General features: G+C 46.2%; 18 protein-coding genes and 1 pseudogene. 10 read left to right on the plus strand and 9 right to left on the minus strand.

Going from position 1 to position 22,825, the window contains the following annotated elements; translation table 11 throughout:
• Nucleotides 1–94 precede the first annotated feature (94 nt).
• The 7 genes from Q5076_RS00460 to Q5076_RS00490 all read left to right on the plus strand — a co-directional run bounded on the left by Q5076_RS00460 (nt 95) and on the right by Q5076_RS00490 (nt 7,889).
• On the plus strand, nt 95–1,468 hold the full coding sequence (locus tag Q5076_RS00460; RefSeq protein ID WP_303010230.1) for an FAD-dependent oxidoreductase: 1,374 nt from the start codon (nt 95–97) through the stop codon (nt 1,466–1,468).
• A 117-nt stretch (nt 1,469–1,585) separates the two neighbouring features.
• Nucleotides 1,586–2,074, plus strand: a complete 489-nt coding sequence (locus tag Q5076_RS00465; RefSeq protein ID WP_303010232.1) for a GNAT family N-acetyltransferase — start codon at nt 1,586–1,588, stop codon at nt 2,072–2,074.
• 361 nt (nt 2,075–2,435) lie between these two features.
• Nucleotides 2,436–4,187, plus strand: a complete 1,752-nt coding sequence (locus tag Q5076_RS00470; protein ID WP_303010233.1) for an ABC-F family ATP-binding cassette domain-containing protein — start codon at nt 2,436–2,438, stop codon at nt 4,185–4,187.
• Nucleotides 4,188–4,218: 31 nt separating this feature from the next.
• Nucleotides 4,219–5,007, plus strand: coding sequence for an NAD(+) diphosphatase (nudC, locus tag Q5076_RS00475; protein WP_303010234.1), 789 nt, complete (start codon nt 4,219–4,221; stop codon nt 5,005–5,007).
• A 6-nt stretch (nt 5,008–5,013) separates the two neighbouring features.
• The gene (locus tag Q5076_RS00480; protein WP_303010236.1) at nt 5,014–5,577 is read left to right on the plus strand and encodes a Crp/Fnr family transcriptional regulator; all 564 of its coding nucleotides are present in this window, start codon (nt 5,014–5,016) and stop codon (nt 5,575–5,577) included.
• A 78-nt stretch (nt 5,578–5,655) separates the two neighbouring features.
• Nucleotides 5,656–6,705, plus strand: coding sequence for an acyltransferase (locus Q5076_RS00485; protein WP_303010238.1), 1,050 nt, complete (start codon nt 5,656–5,658; stop codon nt 6,703–6,705).
• Nucleotides 6,706–6,713: 8 nt separating this feature from the next.
• A complete protein-coding gene (locus Q5076_RS00490; RefSeq protein ID WP_303010240.1) occupies nt 6,714–7,889 on the plus strand; it encodes a DUF418 domain-containing protein in 1,176 nt (391 codons plus the stop codon).
• Between the two features lie 448 nt (nt 7,890–8,337).
• Here Q5076_RS00490 and Q5076_RS00495 read toward each other — a convergent pair whose 3' ends face one another.
• The 4 genes from Q5076_RS00495 to Q5076_RS00510 all read right to left on the minus strand — a co-directional run bounded on the left by Q5076_RS00495 (nt 8,338) and on the right by Q5076_RS00510 (nt 14,142).
• Nucleotides 8,338–10,083, minus strand: coding sequence for a phospho-sugar mutase (locus Q5076_RS00495; protein ID WP_303010242.1), 1,746 nt, complete (start codon nt 10,081–10,083; stop codon nt 8,338–8,340).
• A 196-nt stretch (nt 10,084–10,279) separates the two neighbouring features.
• Nucleotides 10,280–11,917 (minus strand): C69 family dipeptidase, encoded by a 1,638-nt coding sequence (locus Q5076_RS00500; RefSeq protein ID WP_303010243.1) that lies wholly within the window; start codon nt 11,915–11,917, stop codon nt 10,280–10,282.
• Nucleotides 11,918–11,942: 25 nt separating this feature from the next.
• The gene (locus Q5076_RS00505; protein ID WP_303010359.1) at nt 11,943–13,595 is read right to left on the minus strand and encodes a M23 family metallopeptidase; all 1,653 of its coding nucleotides are present in this window, start codon (nt 13,593–13,595) and stop codon (nt 11,943–11,945) included.
• A 310-nt stretch (nt 13,596–13,905) separates the two neighbouring features.
• On the minus strand, nt 13,906–14,142 hold the full coding sequence (locus Q5076_RS00510) for a hypothetical protein (protein ID WP_303010244.1): 237 nt from the start codon (nt 14,140–14,142) through the stop codon (nt 13,906–13,908).
• 437 nt (nt 14,143–14,579) lie between these two features.
• Between Q5076_RS00510 and Q5076_RS00515 the strand changes: the two genes are divergently transcribed.
• The 3 genes from Q5076_RS00515 (at nt 14,580) to Q5076_RS00525 (ending at nt 18,137) form a co-directional block, all read left to right on the plus strand.
• The gene (locus tag Q5076_RS00515) at nt 14,580–15,383 is read left to right on the plus strand and encodes a Cof-type HAD-IIB family hydrolase (protein WP_303010246.1); all 804 of its coding nucleotides are present in this window, start codon (nt 14,580–14,582) and stop codon (nt 15,381–15,383) included.
• A 682-nt stretch (nt 15,384–16,065) separates the two neighbouring features.
• Nucleotides 16,066–17,439, plus strand: a complete 1,374-nt coding sequence (locus Q5076_RS00520) for a pepsin/retropepsin-like aspartic protease family protein (protein WP_303010247.1) — start codon at nt 16,066–16,068, stop codon at nt 17,437–17,439.
• A gap of 137 nt (nt 17,440–17,576) precedes the next feature.
• On the plus strand, nt 17,577–18,137 hold the full coding sequence (locus tag Q5076_RS00525; RefSeq protein WP_303010249.1) for a DUF4840 domain-containing protein: 561 nt from the start codon (nt 17,577–17,579) through the stop codon (nt 18,135–18,137).
• 5 nt (nt 18,138–18,142) lie between these two features.
• Here the strand turns inward: Q5076_RS00525 and Q5076_RS00530 are convergent.
• The 5 genes and pseudogenes from Q5076_RS00530 to Q5076_RS00550 all read right to left on the minus strand — a co-directional run.
• Nucleotides 18,143–18,322: pseudogene (locus Q5076_RS00530) on the minus strand (mobilization protein); the annotation flags it as partial.
• A 187-nt stretch (nt 18,323–18,509) separates the two neighbouring features.
• The gene (locus tag Q5076_RS00535) at nt 18,510–19,448 is read right to left on the minus strand and encodes a nitronate monooxygenase family protein (RefSeq protein WP_303010250.1); all 939 of its coding nucleotides are present in this window, start codon (nt 19,446–19,448) and stop codon (nt 18,510–18,512) included.
• 82 nt (nt 19,449–19,530) lie between these two features.
• Complete coding sequence (locus Q5076_RS00540; protein ID WP_303010251.1) at nt 19,531–20,679, minus strand: TlpA disulfide reductase family protein; 1,149 nt, start codon at nt 20,677–20,679, stop codon at nt 19,531–19,533.
• Between the two features lie 20 nt (nt 20,680–20,699).
• A complete protein-coding gene (locus tag Q5076_RS00545) occupies nt 20,700–21,848 on the minus strand; it encodes a TlpA disulfide reductase family protein (RefSeq protein WP_303010252.1) in 1,149 nt (382 codons plus the stop codon).
• Between the two features lie 25 nt (nt 21,849–21,873).
• The gene (locus tag Q5076_RS00550; protein ID WP_303010254.1) at nt 21,874–22,824 is read right to left on the minus strand and encodes a hypothetical protein; all 951 of its coding nucleotides are present in this window, start codon (nt 22,822–22,824) and stop codon (nt 21,874–21,876) included.
• Nucleotide 22,825: the final 1 nt, after the last annotated feature.

Genomic DNA, 22,825 nt, shown 5'->3' on the forward strand with positions numbered 1-22,825 from the left:
AGACTTTTCTGTCGCATAACTTCTTGAAACATTGAAAACAAATATTCCTTCTGTCTGTTATATAGTTGAATATTAACAGTTAATGAATGAAGTTATGAAACAATATGACGCAATTATCATAGGGTTCGGCAAAGCAGGAAAAACTCTTGCGGCCGAACTTTCAAACAGAGGATGGCAAATAGCCGTCGTAGAACGTTCAAGTCTGATGTACGGAGGAGCATGCCCCAATACAGCATGCATCCCTACCAAAGCCCTCATACATGAAGCAGGAATCTCCACCCTGCTTTATTACAATGATTTTCCCAAACAAGCAAGATGGTACAGGCAAGCCGTTAACCGGAAAAACAAACTGGCATCTTTTTTGAGAGACAACAATTACGAAAAGCTGAACAAACGCCCGAATGTCACTATCTATACAGGAGAAGGGTCTTTCACATCGGCAAATACCGTCAAAGTCACACTTCCGGAAGGAGAAGCCGAATTGCAAGGCAAGGAAATTTTCATCAATACGGGCTCCACTCCTATCATTCCGGCAATAGACGGTATCCGTCAAAGCCGGAAAGTATATACCAGCGCCACTCTCTTAGACCAGGATATCCTGCCCCGGCACCTGATAATCATAGGCGGCGGATACATCGGGCTGGAATTCGCTTCAATGTATGCCGAATTCGGCAGCAAGGTGACCGTCCTGGAAGGAAGCGACAGGTTCATGCCCCGCAATGACCGGGACATAGCCAACTGCGTCAAAGAAGTACTGGAAAGAAAAGGCATCGAAATTCATCTGAATGCCCGCGTACAATCCATTCACGACACCAATGACGGCGTGACATTGACCTATTCGGATGCATCCGACGGAACCCCCTATTTTGCAGACAGCGACGCCATTCTTCTGGCAACCGGCCGGAAACCGATGACAGAAGGGTTAAACCTACAAGCGGCAGGGATAAAAACAGACGCTTACGGAGCCATTGCGGTAAATGACCAGCTACGCACCAATGTCCCTCATATATGGGCAATGGGCGACGTAAAAGGAGGACCGCAATTTACTTACCTCTCGTTGGATGATTTCCGGATTATCCGTAACCAACTTTTCGGAGATAAGAAACGGGACATTAATGACCGTGCTCCTGTCCCTTACGCCGTATTCATCGACCCTCCACTGGCTCATATCGGACTCACGGAAGAAGAAGCCTTGAAAAGAGGATACTCCTTTAAAGTTTCCCGGCTGCCGGTCACCTCCGTCGTCCGTTCACGCACATTGCAACAAACAGAAGGCATGCTAAAAGCCGTCGTCAACAACCATACCGGAAAAATTATGGGATGCACCCTGTTCTGCGCCGATTCTCCGGAGCTGATAAATCTTGTCGCCATGGCTATGAAAACAGGGCAACCCTCTGCATTCCTGCGCGATTTTATCTTCACGCATCCCAGCATGAGCGAGGGATTGAATCAACTGTTTGACGTATAAGATAAACAGGCTGTCTGCTTGCAAAAAACAGAAAAAATAACGTACTTCGTCCCGTCATTGGTTGAATACAGGAAACCTCCGTAATAAAAAGGAGGTTTCCGTTAACGATACGGAATTATGATAAGGAAAGCAGATTCGGAAGACGCAGAAGCAATTGCAGCCATCTATAACGAATACGTCATAAACAGTACGGCCACATTCGAAACCGAACCCGTAACTGTCGAAGAGATGCGTGAGCGCATCACACAGATTTCCGCCGGCTTTCCTTATCTTGTTTATGAAACAGGCAATGAGGTGGCAGGCTACTGTTATGCACATCCGTGGAAAGAAAGAGCCGCCTATAAATACACTTTGGAAACAACCGTCTATCTGTCCGCCCGACATACCGGAAAAGGAATCGGGAAACTGCTTATGGAAAGACTCATAGACGAATGCCGGAAAAGAGGCTACCATGCGCTGATAGCCTGCATAACGGAGGGAAACGAAACCAGTTGCGCCTTACATTCGAAACTGGGTTTCAAACAAGTGTCCGGATATGAACAAGTCGGACGGAAATTCAATCGCTGGCTGGGAGTAGCGGACTACGAATTACTGCTCGTCCCATAGTCATGAACCGCCACAGAACACAGTTTCCGGACAAGGCAGACAAAAGCCGTATTTGAAACAATCGGAAACTCTGTTTCTCATGCAAAGCCCCGAATAAACAAATCTCATTCTTTTTTCCATCCCCATAGAATGAAATCCGGCAGAAAGCGTTATCTTTGCCGTCAAGTTAAACCATATACCTACCGCGATGAAAATTAGCAAGTAAGACAACGCTTCCAGTCAAACATCACTTTTTCCAATGCTTTTTCCATATTGCCAAGCATCACGAAATCCGTGTTGTCCGGCCGGTATTGTGTTTGTCGTCCCCCCATCCCGTGATTTTCCCTCACTCCGTTTCCAACCTCAAACCCAATAACCAACCATGTCTATCAGCATCCGACAAATCAGTTATATCCATCCGGATAAAGAAGTATTATTCAGCAATCTCAATTTCACCGTCAACAAAGGGCAGAAACTGGGATTAGTCGGCAACAACGGCTGCGGCAAATCCACTTTGCTGCAAATTATTGCCGGCCGACTTTCACCCTCCTCCGGCACCGTCACCCGTCCGGACGACCTATACTATATCCCTCAACACTTCGGGCAATATGATTCATGGACCATCGCCCAGGCGCTCCGGATAGAACGTAAGCGGCAAGCCCTCCACGCCATCCTGTCAGGAGATGCTTCAAATGAAAATTTCTCCGTCCTGGACGATGACTGGAATGTGGAAGAACGTTCCATTGCCGCCCTCGATTTATGGGAACTGGGTCAGTTTCCCCTCTCCTACCCGATGAACCTGCTTAGCGGAGGTGAAAAGACCCGTGTATTTCTGGCAGGGACGGACATTCATCACCCATCCGCCATACTTATGGACGAACCGACCAACCACCTCGATTCTTCCGGCAGGCAACGTCTATACGGATGGATAGAGAAATGCCGCTCCACGCTGTTAACGGTAAGCCACGACCGCACCCTGCTCAATCTCCTCCCCGAAATATGCGAACTGGAAAAACAGCAAATCAATTACTACGGCGGGAATTATGAATTCTACAAAGAACAAAAAACACTGATGCAAGAAGCCTTGCGACAACGCATCGAAGAAAAAGAGAAAGCACTGCGCATTGCCCGCCAGACAGCACGCGAAACAGCCGAGCGCAGAGACAAACAAAATGTACGCGGAGAAAAGAACAACATAAAAAAAGGACTCCCGCGCGTTGCGCTCAACGCACTTCAAGGAAAGTCCGAAAAAAGTACCGGCAAACTTAACAGCATCCATCAGGAGAAAGCCGGAAAGTTAACAGACGAACGCAACCGGCTTCGAAGTTCACTCTCCCCGGCCGCCACATTAAAAACCGATTTCAACAGTTCCCCGCTCCACACCGGAAAAATATTGGTGACGGCAAAAGAGATTAACTTCGGCTATCCCCCACATCCGACCGACAATCATATTCAGACAACCAACGAAACAAATCCTTCCGATACAGACAATCGCCCCGGTCAGGACAATACCGGTATCCAATACGATAGCGGCTCCAGACAACAGCTCTGGCAACCTCCCGTCAGCTTCCAGTTAAAGAGCGGAGACCGCCTCCGCATAGAAGGGGCCAACGGCAGTGGGAAAACAACCCTTTTAAAATTAATCGCCGGACAACTCCAGCCACAGGAAGGAAACCTGACACGAACGGAATTCACATCTGTCTACCTGAATCAGGAATATTCCATCATCGACGACCGGAACAGCGTTCTGGAGCAAGCTTACGCTTTCAATAACCGGAACCTGCCGGAACATGAAATAAAAATGATTCTGAACCGTTATTTATTCCCCGCTTCCGAATGGGACAAATCCTGCCGGAAGCTTAGCGGCGGCGAGAAAATGCGCCTTGCTTTCTGCAGCCTGATGATTGGCAATAATACCCCCGACGTGTTTATCCTGGACGAACCGACCAACAACCTGGACCTACAGAGCATTGAAATCATCACTGCCACCGTCAAGAATTATACGGGTACTGTCATAGTAATCTCGCACGACGATTATTTTATTCGGGAAATCGGCATCAAACAACATCTTTTATTAGACCGGCCTGCTGATATTTTATCCGGTAAACCTAAATATCAACCCGTTTTTTTATAACTTCGCAACGTAAAAAAAGAGGTAGAATAAAATGAATCAGACAACACAATCCTGGTGGTTTATCTTTTATAAAGACCAGCTACTGCTTGAGAAAAAAAACGATGGCACATACGCCATCCCATACGAAAACCACTCACCCGTCACCATTAAAGAAAACACAACAGTACATAATGTCGCCACACTGGAAGGGAAAAGCTGCAAAGCCTTCTCCCTTCCTTCCCCCGTCGAAGAATCGGAGAAATACATCATGACCGGCCTCCGCGCCTCCTATGACTACCTCCCTTCCCTTCACTACCAGACAGCAGGAAAAGCGCACGAAATCCTGCACTGGGACAGAAACAGCCGCTTCTGTTCCGCCTGCGGCACACCGATGGAACAGAAAGAGTCTATCATGAAACGTTGTCCGAAATGCGGCCGGGAGGTATATCCTTCCATATCCACAGCGATTCTTGTACTAGTGAAGAAAAAAGACTCGCTGCTCTTAGTGCATGCCCGCAATTTTAAAGGAACATTCAACAGCCTTGTCGCCGGATTCCTGGAAACCGGAGAAACATTGGAAGAATGCGTAGTGCGTGAAGTGAAAGAAGAAACCGGACTGGACGTAAAAAACATCACCTACTTCGGTAACCAGCCCTGGCCTTATCCCAGCGGACTGATGGTGGGTTTCATCGCAGATTATGCCGGAGGAGAAATCAAACTCCAAGACGAAGAACTGAGTGCGGGAAACTTCTATACAAGAGACAACCTCCCCGAACTTCCCGGAAAACTCAGCCTTGCGCGAAAGATGATTGACTGGTGGATTGAACACCCGAATAAGTAACCGGACATGGAAAATATCATCAAAGGAATCCGCCGGTACTATCCGGTGTCCGACAGCTCTCTGGAAATACTCTTCAGCTACATGAAGAAAATGGAACTTCCCCAAAAACACTTACTGATACAGGGCGGCATACCCGACCGTCACGTCTACTTTATCGAAAAAGGATTTTGCCGGTCCTATTGTCTGCGCGACGGCGAAGAAATCACCATCTGGTTCTCACGCGAGGGAGACATCACCTTTGCCATGAAAGACTTATATCACGACGAACCGGGATACGAATTCGTAGAATTGCTCGAAGATTGCGAATTATACGCCATACGCATTGAAGATTTAAACCGGATTTACGAAACCAACATAGAAATCGCCAACTGGGGACGTGTCATTCACCAGGAATGCCTGCTGTATATGGATATTCACCATATCAACCGCCTATACCTTCCGGCCAAAGAACGCTACGAACAACTTTTACGCGAACAGCCCGATGTCATTCAACGGGCCCAGTTGGGATATATCGCCTCCTTCCTCGGCATGACACCCCAACATCTCAGCCGTTTACGTTCCGAATCCTGATTCTTTTTAATCTATGTGAATTTTTATATTGCAGAAAAACCGTACATTTGCGGGAAAATACCCAAATAGATAAACACCGTGATTAATACGCTGACCTCTTTACGAATTTTATTTGCCTTGATGGTATTCGGCGCACATTGTTATGTGCTGGATTCAAGTTTCGATACCCACTTCTTTAAAGAAGGATTTGTCGGAGTCAGCTTCTTCTTCATCCTTAGCGGCTTCATCATCGCCTATAACTATCAGAAAAAGCTATCGGAAAAGACCATTTCCAAACGCACTTTCTGGATAGCGCGTATCGCCCGCATTTACCCCCTTCACCTCCTTACGCTATTAATAGCCGCATGTATAGGGGGATACGTCCAATACAGCGATACGGCAGACTGGATAAAACACTTTGCCGCTTCCGCTTTTCTGTTGCAGCCTTTCTTCCCTTCCGCAGATTATTTCTTCTCATTCAACAGCCCTTCGTGGAGCCTGGGGTGCGAACAGTTGTTTTATTTCTGTTTTCCTCTTATCATACCATTCCTGACTAACAAACGGAACCTGTGCGCCACCCTTTTCATCTGCCTGCCGGTCATGCTGGTTGCCATGCACCTGACTCCCGAAGAACAGATTAAAGCATATTGGTATGTAAATCCGCTCACCCGCCTGCCGGACTTTTTGGTAGGAGTCTTACTTTACCGGTTATACCAGTCCATACACGATAAAAAGATTTCCCATTCCGCCGGAACCCTGTTAGAAGCAGGAGCCGTCGCCTTGTTTTTCATTTTCTATTTCTGTGCCGCAGATATTCCCAAGGTGTACCGCTATTCCTGTTATTACTGGCTGCCCGTTTCCCTGGTCATACTTGTCTTCTCCATCCAAAGAGGATACCTATCCCGGTTACTGTCCGGCCGTATCCTGGTGATAGGAGGAGAAATCAGTTACAGCTTCTACCTGATACACTTATTCATTATACTCACATATACACAAATGGCTGCTCACTATCAATGGCAGATACCCTGGACAATAAGCGTCCCCGTCATTTTCAGCATCACCATTGCACTGAGCCTGCTCTCTTATTACTATTTTGAAAAACCCGCCAATAAATGGGTAAAACGAATACTAACTAAAAAACAATCATAAATCAACCCATGGAATTATCAACAAAAACACCACGAATTGAAGTAGTAGACGCCCTTAGAGGCTTCGCCGTAATGGCGATTCTCCTGGTACATAACCTGGAACATTTCATTTTCCCCGTTTATCCGGAAAGTTCTCCCGAATGGCTCGCCATTCTGGACGCAGGAGTATTTAATGCGACATTCTCGCTGCTTGCCGGAAAATCCTACGCCATATTCGCCCTGCTTTTCGGATTCACCTTCTTTATCCAGTCGCACAACCAGCAATTAAAAGGAAAAGATTTCGGTTACCGTTTTTTATGGCGAATGGTATTGCTTGCAGGATTCGCCACTCTCAACGCAGCATTCTTTCCCGCGGGAGATGTCCTGCTGCTGTTCGTCGCAGTCAGCCTCGTACTGTTTATCGTACGCAAGTGGAGCGACAAAGCCATCCTAATCACCGCTATCCTGTTCTCGTTGCAACCGATTGAATGGTTCCACTACATAATGAGCCTTTTCAATCCCGCCTATACCCTGCCCGATTTGAATGTCGGAGCAATGTATGCCGAAGTAGCCGAATATACCAAAGCCGGCAACTTCTGGGATTTCCTGATAGGCAACATAACCCTGGGACAAAAAGCAAGCCTGTTCTGGGCCATCGGCGCCGGACGCTTTCTGCAAACTGCCGGGCTCTTCCTGTTCGGTTTATACATCGGCCGCAAGGAATTGTTCGTAACCTCCGAATCCCACCTGAAATTCTGGACGAAAGCGCTCATCATCGCAGCCATCAGTTTTGCGCCGCTGTATTCCTTAAAAGAACAAATCATGCAAAGTGACAGCAGCCTGATTCAGCAGACAGTAGGCACAGCCTTCGACATGTGGCAGAAGTTCGCATTCACGATTGTGCTTGTCTCTTCCTTCATGTTGCTCTATCAGAAAGACAAGTTCAAGAAAGCCGTATCCAACCTGCGGTTCTACGGAAAAATGAGCCTGACTAACTATATTTCCCAATCCATCTTAGGAGCCATCATCTACTTCCCGTTCGGGCTTTATCTTGCCCCTTACTGCGGGTATGCCCTCAGCTTGATTATAGGCATCGTTCTTTTCCTGTTGCAGGTTAAGTTCTGCAAATGGTGGCTGTCCAAGCATAAACAAGGACCACTGGAAACAATATGGCACAAATGGACCTGGATAGGAAGCGGGAAATAACATGAAGAGAGCGTATCGGAACTAAGATAAACACTTAGAACAGTTACAGAATCCGACTGGCAAACATAAAAATAGAGTTGATACGGCTTTTTATTGCCGATGAAAAGCAGGCTACGAAATACGCACAACTACAAACGAACAACTTATGGATATGAAACTGAACGTATCACTCTAAAGCATCAACAAAACGCGCGTATCCGCAGCCTGCCAGTTGAAATTGAGATGATGCCAATACAACAAGATTCCCGCAAGAAGGATTAGCCAGTGGACTTAAAGAATGCAAAGGAAATGAAAGAACTGTACCAAGCGAGGGAAAATGCCCGGAAACAGACATAAAAAAGCCGTGTACAGAGAAAAAAAGAAGCGCCTCCGTAGTCTTTTGAAGATTGCGGAGGCGCTATTTAATTATTTATCTTCTTATTTCCTATCCGGAATAGCAGAAAGCCAATCAGATACCCAACGATTTCTTCACAGCTTCAATCTTTTCCATAGCGGCAGACTCAGCGGAAGCATAACAGTTGCGGCATCCCATTTCACCCTGGACTTCCATATAGAACTTAATCTTCGGTTCCGTACCGGAAGGACGAACGGAGACCTTGCTGCCGTCTTCCGTGAAATATTGAAGAACGTTAGAAGATTCCGGCATATCAATCGCACTAACGTTGCCCTTATCGTCCGTCTGTTCCAACGTCTTATAATCTTTGCTCAAAACCACTTTGGAACCGCCCAATTCCTTCGGAGGATTGGCACGGAAGTTTTCCATCATCGCTTTGATTTCTTCAGCGCCGCTCTTGCCCGGCTTCACCACGTTCACAGTAAACTCTTTCGAGAATCCGTATTCCACGTAAATATCGAGCAACAACTGATACAGGGATTTGCCGTTGTCTTTCGCCCAGGCGGCAACTTCGGCAATCAGGCAGCAAGCCGATACGGCATCTTTATCGCGGACAAAATCTTCCGCAAGGAACCCGTAGCTCTCTTCGCCGCCACCGATATATTTCTGTTTGCCTTCACGCAGACGAATTTCACGGGCAATCCACTTAAATCCGGTGTAGCAGTCAAGCATTTCGATATTGTTCTTATCAGCGATTTTCTTGATAAGTTCGGTAGTGACGATTGTCTTCACACAGAACTCATTCCCTTTAATCTTGCCCAGTTGCTTGTATTGGGTCAGAATATAATAAAGGTACATCATGCACGTCTGGTTACCGTTAATCAGCACCCATTCGCCCTTGTCATTCTTGCAAGCGATACCCACACGGTCGGCATCCGGGTCGGAAGCCATCACGAGGTCGGCGTCAATTTCTTTGGCAAGGTTCACAGCCATAGAAAGAGCTTCCGCATTTTCCGGATTCGGAGAAACGACCGTCGGGAAGTTACCGTCCTTAATCATTTGTTCGGGCACGGTAAACACGCTTTCAAATCCCCACATCTTCAACGCGCGCGGAATCAGCATCATACCCGTACCGTGAATCGGAGTATAGACAATCTTCATATCCTTGTGGCGGGCGATAGCTTCCGGGTCGATAGAAACGGTTTTCACCATGTCCAGATAAACCTTATCGATATCTTCGCCGATAATCTGAATCAAATCGGGATTCCCCTGGAATTTGATGTCGGCGGCGGAAGCGATGGCATTCACCTCGTCAATGATGCCTTTATCATGCGGAGCCAGCACCTGTGCGCCGTCATCCCAGTACGCCTTGTAACCGTTGTACTCTTTCGGGTTGTGGGAAGCAGTCAGAATGATACCGCTCTGGCAACCGAGGTGACGGATGGCAAAAGACATTTCCGGAGTCGGACGCATGTCGTCGAACAGATATACTTTAATGCCATTGGCAGAGAAAATGTTAGCGGAAGTCTCCGCGAACAAACGGCTGTTGTTCCGGCAGTCGTGGCCCACTACCACGGAAATCTGCGGCAAGTCTTTAAAATTCTTTTTCAGATAATTGGAAAGCCCCTGCGTAGCAGCACCCACCGTATAGATATTCATGCGATTGCTGCCCACTCCCATGATACCGCGCAAACCGCCCGTACCGAATTCAAGGTCTTTGTAGAATGCTTCAATCAGTTCGGTTTTATCATTATTCTCCAACATGCGTTTTACTTCAGCCTGAGTTTCAGCATCGTAAGCCGGCGTCAGCCACTTTTCAGCTTTCTCAGTGACCTGTTTGATAAGTTCCTGATTTTCCATTTCGATTATTATTTATTGGTTAATGAATTGTCACCTCAATATCTTGAGCACACAAATGTAAAATAATAAGTTTATAAATCCTAGGTATTCAATTAAAAATTAGAAATTAAAAATCAAAAAACGGGGATTAAAAGCAAATGGCCACCCCACGACAACAACCCTCCGCCTCATTCCAACCTTCCATCTTCAAATCTTATTATTTTACCAAATACCTGTCACCGGTCTGTTTAACATATTCCTGCAAGAATTCTTCCGGATATCCGGGGCGGAGCACACCGGCAGGCTGCCCGATGGAATTACGTTCAAATTGCCCGTCCTTCACACGTTTCACCACTCCGTCATTATACTTCACAACCAGAAAAGTCCCCAATTGTTTCCAAGTATCGAACGTGCTCTGCGCCGTCATATTGGTGTAATTTGTCAGGAAATCCACTGCTGCGCTTTCATCTTTTTCCAACAGCTTCGCCGCCATCTCCTCAATGCCGTCCTGCGCATTATTAAAAGTAGCCTCCAATTCTTTCTGCGTCTCGCGCACATCGCCAATCATCAAACTGTAACGCGGATAAACCATATTGGACACCCAATTGAAAATCCAAAAAGCGGAATTCCAAGAAAACGTGATATAATCGGCCCCGTCCACACGGGTATAACATACCGGAACTTTAGTCGCACAACAATAAACAGGCGTAAACACTGTCATATTCGCGTCATCCACCCCAAACCAAAGCACGCCGCCTATCGGGTCCGGCTTGTGGGCGCGCATCTGCGCGACAAAAACGAAACCGCTCTGCTGGGTGGAAATAGGACGCTCGTTAAAATATTCCTGCTCGCCCACCTTGAAATTCAACGGAGAAAGGCGGTATGGAGTCTTATACGGGCCGGCTCCAAAATCATTGGAAATGTCAAGCGGCGTACCCTCGTAATGGTCGCGCATCATATCCTTCACATCCTGTACGGAAAGCTTTTGTTTCGGCTTCACGAAAAGAGGCATCGGCGTATCGGTCTTCCCTTCGATGTAAGGAAGATAATCCTTTCCGTTATCAGTGAACCTATTGAAAAAGCTCCATACGCGCGCTTCACAAAACCGGCGGGCGCCGAAATCCAACGGCGCGTAAGCCTCGGCAAAACTGAAATCCTTGTTAACCCCGCTAAAATACCCCTTCTCGCGGGCAAAAGACACGACATCCGGAGAATACAGGCAATTTTCCTTGTCAGTCATGTCAAACCGGTGAATACGCGATTGATTGGCATGGGCCGAGATGCAATCATCCGGAACACGCACAGCCACCCACACCGCTCCGCGGATGCCGGGTCCCTTGCCAATCATCTCCATTATCCAAACCTCATTCGGGTCTGCAATAGTGAAAGACTCCCCTCCGCTATAATACCCGTATTGCTGCACCAGGTCCGTCATTATCTTAATCGCCTCACGGGCTGTACGCGAACGCTGCAAACCTATATAAATCAGGCTTCCGTAGTCAATGATACCCGTAGAATCCGCCAATTCCGGACGTCCGCCGAAAGTCGTCTCGCCGATAGTCACCTGGTATTCATTCATATTGCCCACCACATTATACGTCTGGCGTGCCTGCTCTATTTCTCCCAGATACTTACCGGTATCCCATTCATACACTTTCAACATCGTCCCCTTCGGATAAGTAGCGGCCGGATAATGATAAAGTTCACCGAACAGCCCGTACGAATCGGCAGAATAAGACACGATGGTCGAACCGTCGGAAGAAGCGTTCTTGCCGACAATTAAATTGGTACAGGCGAAAGTCTCCGCCGCAGCCGCCAAAAATACGGCAGCGCAAAAGATAATTTTTCTTTTCATAAACAGATGATTCACATTTAATAAATTACCAAACAAAACTAGTGCGCGACACCGATTCATTGCCGCAATGGTCGGACACCGTAAACTCGACGACATGCTTTCCTCCCTTTTTTACATATTTCGGATCAAGCGTGCACTCCCAATACGATTTCACAATGTTCGGCCGTCCGAAAAGCGCATACTTGCCGTCAATTGTTCCCCGGTACGAAGCAATTCCCGCTCCCTTGTCCTTCAAACGGTAAACAATCTTCCCGGTCCTCCCCCAAAGATTTTTGTTCACAGGAATAATTTCGGGCGGAACCGTATCCACGGCAACCGCATACGTTCCCAATTCCCGGATAACCGTCTTCATATACCCGTTCTCATACTTGCCACCCACACTGTACTTTCCCCCCTTCGGAGTGATGCGGGCCACATAATATTTGGCAGTGTCCGCCACCGGTTTCCTGCGCAACCCGATACGGAGCTCACAACCGGCATGAAGCGAAACCGGCTTGTCATTCAACCGGTAAACGAATGACACGGCGCCGCTGTCCGCCTCCACCTCATAATTCAGGGACACATCATCATACAGCATCCCTTTCGGAACAACCAGGCTTAATCCCGGCTCCTGCAAATAATTCGTTTTATCCCATTCAAAAACATATTTCTCCCGATGTTGCAACGGCTCAATCGGCTGTTTCCGTCCCCGCACCGTAAAATGATACCTGGAAGTATTTCCGAACACATCCTTGAGCGTATATGAAAACCGGTAATCACGTTCCTCGTCGATAGTAACCAACCCGCGATTGCCGTTCGAAGCTTTCAGCATGCGCAAAGAATTCCCCGGCTCGATAAAAGATTTCATATATTGCCCGTAAGTCCAAGAATTTATCATCCGGTTCTCCTCTTCCGAAAAACGATCGACAGTACTGCGGAAAACCTCCTTACCATCCACGGCAAGAACCACGGAATATACCCCGTAACGATTGCTTGTCCCGTCCATATAATCATACGCCTTAATCCCCACGCCAATCACTCCCCATGCTTCCACCGGACGGCCGCTGCCTGGAAGAATCACCTTATTCCTCTGTTTTCCCTCCACCGTTCCTTTGCCGGGCTGCGGAAAAAACAGAATACCGTCCGCTTTGGGAGCGCGCGAATCCTTTATCCGTTTCTTAAAAAAAGGCATAGGGTCTATATAGTCTCCGGTCTCCGTTTCAAAAACATCCAGATGAAGATGCGGGCCGAACGAATAACCGGTATTCCCGCTCCATGCAATCTGTTGCCCGGCCTTCACCGGGTATTCGTCCGGTTCAGGAATGATTTCCACCTCCCAGTCCTCCTTCTCATATTGCAGCTTTTCCACCCTTTCGGCTATGGGAGAAAGAAAACCGCTCAAATGGCGGTTAATCGTAGAATAACCGTTATCATAACAGACATCAAGCACATAACCGGAACCGTTAGTGACGCGGATACGTGAGATGTAGCCGTCTGCCAATGCACGGACAGGCTTGCCGATTACTCCCCCTGTCTTAAAATCCAATCCGCCGTGAAAATGATTCGAACGTATCTCGCCGAAATTTCCGCTCAACGTAAGAGGAAAATCAAAAGGCGGCACAAAGGTTGCTTGCTTCCTATCCTGTCCGTACCCTCCGATGCAGCAAGCCAGCATCAAAGCAATGACATATCGTCTCATCATTCCATACACTTATTTACTCCCGCAAATGTACATTATTCCCGCTAAATTACGAAATATCCGGGAACGTACTTTACGCATTCCGCCAAACAACCTCCCATTCAATAAGGAAACCGTATCTTTACCCGCATTTGTACGATTAATAACGCAGAAACATTCAGAATATTATCTCCATTCAGATAATCCAAAGACAAAATGCGGGCATCTACTGATTCAGTATCCCGTCAATTATATATTCAATTCATTTTGTCATATTTCAATTCATTATACCATCGGAAGATTTTGTCCAGAATCCGACAAATAGGTGACATTACATTCCCAATTCCTTTTTCAGCCACACTTTCATCACCGGATCGGGAATGACAACCCGGCGTTTTTCGATTTCTATAAGTTCTTTTTTGACCAATGCCCGTTTCACGATACTGACATTGGCCGATGAACCCAACTGATATTCATGTATCACTTCCTGTGTGGAGAATTCACTATGGACACCATCAATAATAGCCCGCAGAAAATTCATCTGATAAGTGAAAGGCTTATTCTCCATAATCTCCAATATTATTCCAATGTAAAAACAGGTAATATAACCATTACTAACAATATTATTACTAATAAGATTATTATATGCCTCGTTTTTTACATGGCTCTAATGGTTGTCCTCCGTCGGTATCGGACAATACAGCTTTCCCCTGAATACCGACTTCTTGTCCGAAGAATATCGCTAGGTTGTGTATCGATGAATTATTGCAGCCAAAAGTTCGACGAAAGATTCAACTAAATCTTAACATCAGATGAGTTTTTTACGCGAAAGCTCTGAAAGAGGTCCGGATAGAATCACAAAGAGCAATGAATACAAAAAGTTCTCCCTCCAAACAATGAAGTTATTGCAATCGGAGAGATGGCGATGGGTATATTGATGCGTCATTCATTATACATTCCACGAAATATTTGTAATTTTGTATTTCAAAACAAATCCAATTAAAAATGAACACACCCATTATATTTCTTGATGTGGACGGTACTTTAGTCAGTTTCAATACACATAAGGTACCAGAATCGGCTATCACCGCATTAAAGGAAGCGCATAAAAACGGGGCGAGAATTGTGATAGCCACAGGACGTCCTATAACAGACCTTAAAGAAATCTCCGAAATTCCATACGATGCAGTAATAGCATTGAATGGTTCGGACATATCTCTTCGAGACGGGAAACGAATATCGACCCATCCTATTCCGTCCGAGGAATTTAACAAATCCATGAAACTGGCCGACAAATATGGATTTATCATCGGCATCGAGAACGACAAAGGGGTCATTGTCAACCGTCATGGAGACGTTCTTGTGGAATGGGCAGAACTTGTCGCTCATCGTGTGCCTCCCGTAGTTGATTTATACAAGGAATATTCGGAAAGCATCTGTTGTCAGCTTTGTTTCTTCTGCGACGAAGCGACCCAGAATAAAGTGATGAAGGATTTGCCTTTGTTGAATGCGTCACGGTGGAACCCGTTGTTCGCAGACATAAACATCAAGGGGATTGACAAGTCTACCGGCATTGATGAGATTTGCCGTTATTACGGATGTAGCAAATCAGACACTATAGCGTTTGGTGACGGTGGAAATGACATTCCAATGATTAAAAGGGCAGCAATCGGCATCGCCATGGGAAATGCAGGCGAGGAAGTCAAGTCCGTAGCAGATTTTGTGACAGACTCTGTAGATGACAACGGAATATACAATGCTCTGGTCCGCATGAAAATAATACATACACTCTCTGATATACCTACATAGTTGTCGGAGAATTGCTTACCACCATTGATTTTCAACGTTTCTTGCGCTTTGAAAACCAACAAGGTTATAAATCGGCTATAAAATAACGCTGATTCTCGCCTATCATTAGGAAATTAGGCTACTGATATACAAACAACCGATAATAATTTATATCTCTATAAATTTTTAGACAACTATAAAATGGATAAAATTCTAATTCTGTCACTCTAATGTCACAATAGAATGATGTTGGAAGTCAAAATAGCAAGAGTTTGTGGCTATAAACTTGTGAAGCGATTATGCCGATACGGTAATGGGAACCCAAACAGAAACGGTAAACCGGATTACAGAGTATTTTTCAATATAAACACGTGACTTTCAGTTGTAAATAATTCTTTTCAAAGGATATAATTCTGTGAATTGTAACTATCTTTGTATTTGGAACTCAATTTATCAAATATGAATGGCAAAGATTACAGTAAAAGACACCGAAAGTAAATGGGGTCAAAGTCAATGGTGAAGACTACATTTGTTTGACAGATATGTCGCGTGCAAAAGACGGGGATTTTTTTCAATGAGTCTCTGCCAGAATTAATGCCGGGGTTAAAAGGCATATCGGGAACGGTGCCGGGTGCGTGACGGACAAAAGACTTTCGGAAAAATATACGTGAATATAAACTTATAAACTCTAAATCATAGTAGTATGAAAACTATTTTTGCATTTTTACCAGCACATAAGTTACTGATTATTTTATCCTGCTTGTGTATTTCAGTGAGTATTCAGGCTCAAAATGCTGATGAACGAGTTAGTAAAATGATGAATGAAGCCCGTTGGTTCGATCTTGAACAGGAGTTAAATACCGCTCCGGTGGACTCGCTAACACCATTCTTACGGCAAATGGCTGCATCCATGACACATCATTATTTTAACCGCCCGGATTCAGCATGTATAGAACTTAAGAATCTGCTGGAGAACCATCAGCAGGATTTAGGAGGCAATACGATGAATATGGTTATCCTGTTGGGTATGAATATGGCACGCACGGAAAATTATACGGAGGCTGCCGGACTGATGAAGAACCTTTGCGACCAACTTGCAGTTTTGGGCATGGACAGCACACAGATTGCTCCTTATCGTGAACAGGCACAACAATATCGTGCGTTGGCCGCATGCGGCTCCTTATGCCAACCGTTGCACAAAACCGGTGAGTACCGTTTCCCAATGCTGATTGATAATGAAAACGATCAACATTCGATTGAAACGGAAGGAAGCCTTAATGGGAAAGAAAGTCGCATATTGTTCGATACCGGTGCCGGCGTCAACATAATAACACCGGAGTCGGCAAAGAAATATGGTCTACGTTTTCTGGATAAAGACATAGCTGTCGGAGGTGTTGGAGGTACGGGGCAGGGGCGCCATGCAATTGCAGACACTTTACGTATCGGCGAAATGTCATGGACCAATGTTCCTTTTACTGTGATTGACATTCAGACAGGGCATACCGAAGCAGATAAGGCAATTAAGAAACTCCAGTTACCGCCAGTCATAGGACTTCCTATCATGCTTCGTATGCAGGAAATCCAGTTGGATTTTGCTCATCGTGAAATCATAATCCCGGCAATGCCTACACAGAATCCACTCACTGAAAGCAACCTGCTCCGTACAGACACTGAAGGGTTACAGTTAAAAGCGACAAACGAAACAGGATGCCCGCTTTATTTCCATTTCGATACAGGTTCCTATTTCACCTATATGCAACCGGCCTGGTACGCACGCCATCAAAAAGAAGTGGATGCAACAGGAATTCCCGATTCGCTCCGCATAGCCGGAATAGGAGGTGTGTCGATAACCCGCACCTACCTACTGCCGCAGTTAAAGTTCCGTATAGGAAACGGTGACATTATGCTTGATTCACTCAGCGTAAACACAGGAATCGACCTGCATACCGGACAGTCGAAGACACCCGCCTTTTCCAACGGTAAGGAAGATGGTGTCCTCGGCTTGAATGCCCTTGAAAAGTTCTCAAAAGTGGTTCTCAACTTTAAAGATATGTATATGGAAGCAATACCTTATTAATATATTTCTAACAACAAGTCTCTGCCAGAATTAACGCCGGAGTTAAAAGGTCTATCGGGAACGGTGTGCCGGGTACGTGACGGACAAAAGACCTTCAGAAAAATACACATAAATACGGAACTATAAATCAAAGTGATATGAGAACGAATCATTTATTGGGAATGTTGATGTTATCCCTGTTTACATTTATCTTTATCAGTTGTGATAAAGAAGAAGGGTTTTCCAAAGAAGAAATTCAACAGGTTCTTTTTGAACTCAAAGGAACTTATAATGGCACTGTACATGTTAGCGGTCCAAACGGGCTTGACCTCACATTGCAGAATGCTATAGCCGTTTCACGCGACTCTCTAAAATTTAAGATGTCATTGCAGCCATATATAGAATTAATTTCAGATAAAATTCTGTCAGACCGTTTGCATGAGACAGGCGAAGTAGAAGTCATTGCCGGATATCATTTTAACCAACGGGATGACAATACTATAAACTTTTCATTGAATCCTAAAGATGTTAATATATTGGGGGGATTTGGTGCGCCTCCTGCCGTCAGGCTTGTATTTTCCAAAAACTACGGCGGTGATGCCATCGTCAATACAAATTTTATAATGTTCAATATTTCCCCTACGGAATTATGGGTGGACGGTGAGAAATATGAAGATTTTCCAAGGATAGTATATCATTTCGAGGGAGTGTACGAATAACATCAAGCGGCTATCCGATTGTAGTAGTCAATCAATGAGGTATCACCGATTTCAGATGCTACCCACATTTCGTTTTTCGCCATAAGGTCAGTACGGATGTAGAGCTTTTCCTTGCGGATATTGGCAAGATATTCCACTAACCGTCTGTTGTGTACCCCACTGCTTCCGACGAGGCAGGGCTTCATATTGACCGATGTCTTCTATGCCATAAGTCCACTTGTCTTTTAAGTTTCACATGGGGTTATCAGGGCTGCACCTTAATCGGTGGATGCAGGAAAAGGGTCACTTCGATGGCGTAAGGAAATGTTTCATACATCCGGGCATGTCAAACCTTTCATACCTTTCACAGCGGAGGACAAGCCATCCCTCACATCAAAACAAATAATCCCTTTCCACTGCCTGCCGATAGGCTTCCACCAGTTCCTCCATCACCTCTCCTACAGACTGCCGGCGGGAGAGTATGGACGAGATTTGCCCTATCTCCAATTCGCCTTCCTCAAGATTCCCCTCAAAGATTCCCTTTTTGGCGCGGCCGCGGCCTAACAAAGCCTTCAACTCCTCGACAGAAGCACCGCTATCTTCCGCTTCTTCCACAGCCTCCCGGAAACTGTTCCTCACCAGGCGCGTGGGAGCCAGCTTCTTCAACAACAGCTTAGTATCCCCCTCTCCAAGACTCAGACAATACTCCTTGAACACCGGACTGGCCGAACTCTCATCAGTCAGTGCAAACCGCGTCCCAATCTGTACGCCTTCGGCTCCCAGCACCATGGCAGCCAGCATCCCTTCTCCCGTGCCGATGCCCCCGGCGGCAATCAGAGGCAATGTCGTCGCTTCACGCACGGCAGGAAGCAGGCACAAAGTAGTAGTCTCCTCACGCCCGTTATGTCCGCCGGCCTCAAACCCTTCCGCCACCACCGCATCTACTCCCGCCTCCTCGCACTTCATAGCAAAACGGGAAGAAGAAACAACATGCACTACAGTCAGCCCGCGTTCCTTTAGCCATCCGGTCCATGTTTTCGGGTTCCCGGCAGAAGTAAAGACAATCTTCACCCCTTCCTCCACCACTATATCCATGATTTCCTCTATTTGCGGATACATCAAAGGAATATTCACGCCAAAAGGCAGGCCGGTGGCAGCACGGCATTTACGAATATGCTCGCGTAAAACATCCGGATGCATGGAACCGGCGCCAATCAGCCCCAACCCGCCTGCGTTACTTACCGCGGAAGCAAGCCGCCAACCGCTGCACCACACCATTCCGCCCTGAATAATGGGATACCGAATCCCCAAAAGAGAAGTAATCCTGTTCATAAACCAATCATTTATTTGTCAATGCACTAATAAAACTGTATATTATTATAAACAATTTCACCCGCCAAACTGTTCAACCGGTTTATTCGCCTACAAACAACGAAGCAACCTTCTCCGCCAACTCCTCTCCTCTCAAATCCTTAGCCACAATTCTCCCTTCACGGTCGATAATATAAAATTTAGGAATAGCCAGCACCTCATAAGCCTTGGCTACCGGACAACGCCCCATTCCCTTCAAAGAAGAAACCTGCAGCCATGGAAGCTGCTCTTTCCCTATCCCTTTCAACCAGGCTTCTTTCTTATGGTCCATCGAAATGCCGACCACCTCCAGTCCCCGCCCGTGGTATTTAGCATAAAGATTCTTAACGTTCGGCATCTCCCCCATACAAGGAGCACACCAGGACGCCCAAAAATCAATCAAGACGATTTTGCCACGGAGGTCTTTCAAAGAAAGCGTCTTTCCGTCTGCCGTCGCCAATGTAAAGTCCGGCGCCGGAGCGCCCGGAGCCAATTTCTTCATCGAAACCAAACGCACATTGATTTCCTTTCCTTTAGCCGACGCTTTCACCGGTCCGGACAAATAGTTGAAGAAATCGTCTATCTGCTCCGTCGTGCAAGGACGCAACATATTCAGCTCGATAAAATAAGGAGCCACATAACAATCGGCATAACGGACCTTGTAGTCAGCCAGCAAAGAATCCATTGACAATTCCAGCTTCCGGATAACATTCCTCAACGAATCCTTTTTATGCTCATCCGTTTCCTTCTCCAGAAAACTTTTCGCAAATCCCTCACTGAAATTATTAGTAAACGACCGGACATAATACGAAAACATGGCATCCGCCGCCAACTGCTCCTTATTCCCCTTAACCAACCGAATCACCGTAGCCGGTTTCACCCGCCCCAGCACGGTTTCCGTCGTATCCTTCACCAATACCTCCACAGGAGAACCGTCAAAAAAGAGCATACGGGTCGCTCCGGTTTTCCCTTTTACATATAACGACCCGTATCCTGTCTGCGGCACAGTCCCCTTCAACGAGAAAGTCCCGTCAGAGGCAACCGCAACCGAATCCAGCGAAACAGTCTTCAACTCACCGTCCTCGCAAAGTTGAAGTATCACCTGCCGGCCGGCTCCTTCACGCCATGTCCCCTTGACAGAATAAGGAACCTGAGCCGCCGCAATAGCGTACAGACTCATCAAACAGACACCCAAAGTTATGATTCTCTTCATATCTCCTATTTTATATCCCCTCATCTGTCCTTAAAAAGCTCATCCATTTTTTCCATCAACTTCTCGCCCCGCAAATCCTGCGCTATAATCTTTCCGGTCTCGTCGATAATATACATACGGGGGATTCCGGTCACGTTATACAGTTTAGTAACCGGGCATTTCCACCCTTTCAAAGAAGAGATATGTTTCCAGTTCAACCCTTTTCTGGCAATCGCATTTTTCCAGTCGTCCAGCTTGTCGTCCAATGAAACGCCGAGAATCTCCAGTCCTTTAGAATGATACTTATCATATATTTTTTTCAGATTCGGCACTTCACGCAGGCAAGGGCCGCACCAGGAAGCCCAGAAATCGAGCAACACCACATGTCCCCTCAAACTATACAAAGCCAAAGTTCCCCCTTCCGGAGTAGGCAACTCGATATTGGGAGCAATCCCTCCCACATTGGCGCGCGCCATCGCCTCCACCCGAATCTTCAACGCTTTCCCGCGTTCCGAGTTCTTCACGCGGTCGGTCAGGTTATTATAGCACTGCTCCAATACGTCAAACGGCTTATGCTTGCCTATATACTCGTCAATAAAATAAGTCACCGCACAACTGTTCCGCGTAGAATCCAGAAAATTCATAATATCCTTATCAATAGACTCCCTCACCATTTTATAAATGTTCTGAATAGAGTCCACCTGATGTTTCATCTCAACTGAATCCTTTATATCCAGCGCTTTCTTTAAAGAGAACATCTCCCCCAATTGCATTATTCCGGACATATAGACCAGCTCGTCCGCCCTCTCCAATACCTTATGTTCCCTGCTGCCGTCCACCAAAAGCAACATGCGCGTCCTCGCCTTCCCTTTCACCGTATCCGTCTTCTCGACCGCTTCCACCTTTATCGGCTCACCATCTACAAAGATTTTCTTCTTGCTTTTCAAACAAACGAGCTGCATCCGTTTCATTTCGGGAACCGAGCCTTCCAACAGAAAACATCCTCCCTTCACAACCGCCGAATCAACGGCAACCAAACTGTCCGAAGCGATATAATCATTCAAATAAACCGTCTTTCCTTCACCGTTTTTCCAAGTCCCGTCAATCCGATAAGAGACCTGTGCACAAAGATCCGATTCTCCCAACGCTCCCAGGAGCAATGCTGCAATCAGCAATAATTTACTTTTCATATCCATATTCTTTCAAGTTATACTATCATTCGTTACCTATCAGGCTTTCCAATTCAAATCCCAGCGTATCGGCACAAAAGCCCTTTACGATTTCCTCTTTCTGCGCAAACACTTCGCTTTGCCCGTACACAGCCTCTTTCTCCTCTTCCGGACGATACATGGCAAAAGCGATGAAAAGAGACAAATCCTGCGCTTCCGTCATTGAAGCCGAATAATTAAGCTGCGTCAGTTCTCCGGTACTCGCATTCGCAGTACCTATCACAATCTGCTTGCATCTGACATATGAATCTTCCAGAAAACCGTAAGTCATCATCGTACGGTTGCTTCTCCAGGAAGCGGTCAGTTCATAACCGGCCGTATTTCCGGACTTTTGCGCCGCCACAATCTGCTTGAACTCCTCAGGAGCCTCATAATCCTCCAACGCCCTTTCAAAGAAAATATTCGTCCACGTTTCATACAGCTTGATTTTCTCCTGCAACGGAAACGACTTTCCGGCAAAACCCAATACGATGAAATTAGTCACATTATAAGCCATCACCCCCCGTACCGGAGAATCCACCACTTCGGAACCGGCAGAAATGTCATACTGGTTTTTCAAAGAATCGACCAGCAACACGTTGGAAGGCAAACGTTCCAACAAGAATCCGGGCATCTTTTCCAACACCCCTTTCACCTCTTTCAGAAACTCAACCGTATGCGCATGTTCACTCTCCGCAACCCGGACCACTTCAAAAGAATCGAACGTCTTATTCCAATCAAACTCAAAAAACACCTCTTCATAATCAGGAGTGAAATTCACATGATAAGTATCATACAACTCTTTCCTCAGTTGTCCCAGCTCCGTATCGTCAAACGTGGGAGCCGGATATTCAAACCGCCAGTCATCATCAATGTCGTCAGACTTATCGCAACCCGCCAAGCAACAAACGCTCAGCATTCCACACAATAAATACAATATATATCCTTTCTGTTTCATA

Source organism: uncultured Bacteroides sp. (assembly GCF_958445495.1).
GTDB lineage: Bacteria > Bacteroidota > Bacteroidia > Bacteroidales > Bacteroidaceae > Bacteroides.

Excerpts from the sequence above, each read along its gene's own strand:
- Q5076_RS00550 (WP_303010254.1), bottom strand. The coding sequence starts at position 22,824 with ATGAAACAGAAAGGATATATATTGTATTTATTGTGTGGAATGCTGAGC.
- Q5076_RS00490 (WP_303010240.1), top strand. The coding sequence starts at position 6,714 with ATGGAATTATCAACAAAAACACCACGAATTGAAGTAGTAGACGCCCTT.
- Q5076_RS00480 (WP_303010236.1), top strand. The coding sequence starts at position 5,014 with ATGGAAAATATCATCAAAGGAATCCGCCGGTACTATCCGGTGTCCGAC.
- Q5076_RS00470 (WP_303010233.1), top strand. The coding sequence starts at position 2,436 with ATGTCTATCAGCATCCGACAAATCAGTTATATCCATCCGGATAAAGAA.
- Q5076_RS00540 (WP_303010251.1), bottom strand. The coding sequence starts at position 20,679 with ATGAAGAGAATCATAACTTTGGGTGTCTGTTTGATGAGTCTGTACGCT.
- Q5076_RS00515 (WP_303010246.1), top strand. The coding sequence starts at position 14,580 with ATGAACACACCCATTATATTTCTTGATGTGGACGGTACTTTAGTCAGT.
- Q5076_RS00460 (WP_303010230.1), top strand. The coding sequence starts at position 95 with ATGAAACAATATGACGCAATTATCATAGGGTTCGGCAAAGCAGGAAAA.
- Q5076_RS00545 (WP_303010252.1), bottom strand. The coding sequence starts at position 21,848 with ATGAAAAGTAAATTATTGCTGATTGCAGCATTGCTCCTGGGAGCGTTG.
- Q5076_RS00505 (WP_303010359.1), bottom strand. The coding sequence starts at position 13,595 with ATGAGACGATATGTCATTGCTTTGATGCTGGCTTGCTGCATCGGAGGG.
- Q5076_RS00520 (WP_303010247.1), top strand. The coding sequence starts at position 16,066 with ATGAAAACTATTTTTGCATTTTTACCAGCACATAAGTTACTGATTATT.
- nudC (WP_303010234.1), top strand. The coding sequence starts at position 4,219 with ATGAATCAGACAACACAATCCTGGTGGTTTATCTTTTATAAAGACCAG.
- Q5076_RS00510 (WP_303010244.1), bottom strand. The coding sequence starts at position 14,142 with ATGGAGAATAAGCCTTTCACTTATCAGATGAATTTTCTGCGGGCTATT.
- Q5076_RS00500 (WP_303010243.1), bottom strand. The coding sequence starts at position 11,917 with ATGAAAAGAAAAATTATCTTTTGCGCTGCCGTATTTTTGGCGGCTGCG.
- Q5076_RS00465 (WP_303010232.1), top strand. The coding sequence starts at position 1,586 with ATGATAAGGAAAGCAGATTCGGAAGACGCAGAAGCAATTGCAGCCATC.
- Q5076_RS00525 (WP_303010249.1), top strand. The coding sequence starts at position 17,577 with ATGAGAACGAATCATTTATTGGGAATGTTGATGTTATCCCTGTTTACA.
- Q5076_RS00495 (WP_303010242.1), bottom strand. The coding sequence starts at position 10,083 with ATGGAAAATCAGGAACTTATCAAACAGGTCACTGAGAAAGCTGAAAAG.
- Q5076_RS00535 (WP_303010250.1), bottom strand. The coding sequence starts at position 19,448 with ATGAACAGGATTACTTCTCTTTTGGGGATTCGGTATCCCATTATTCAG.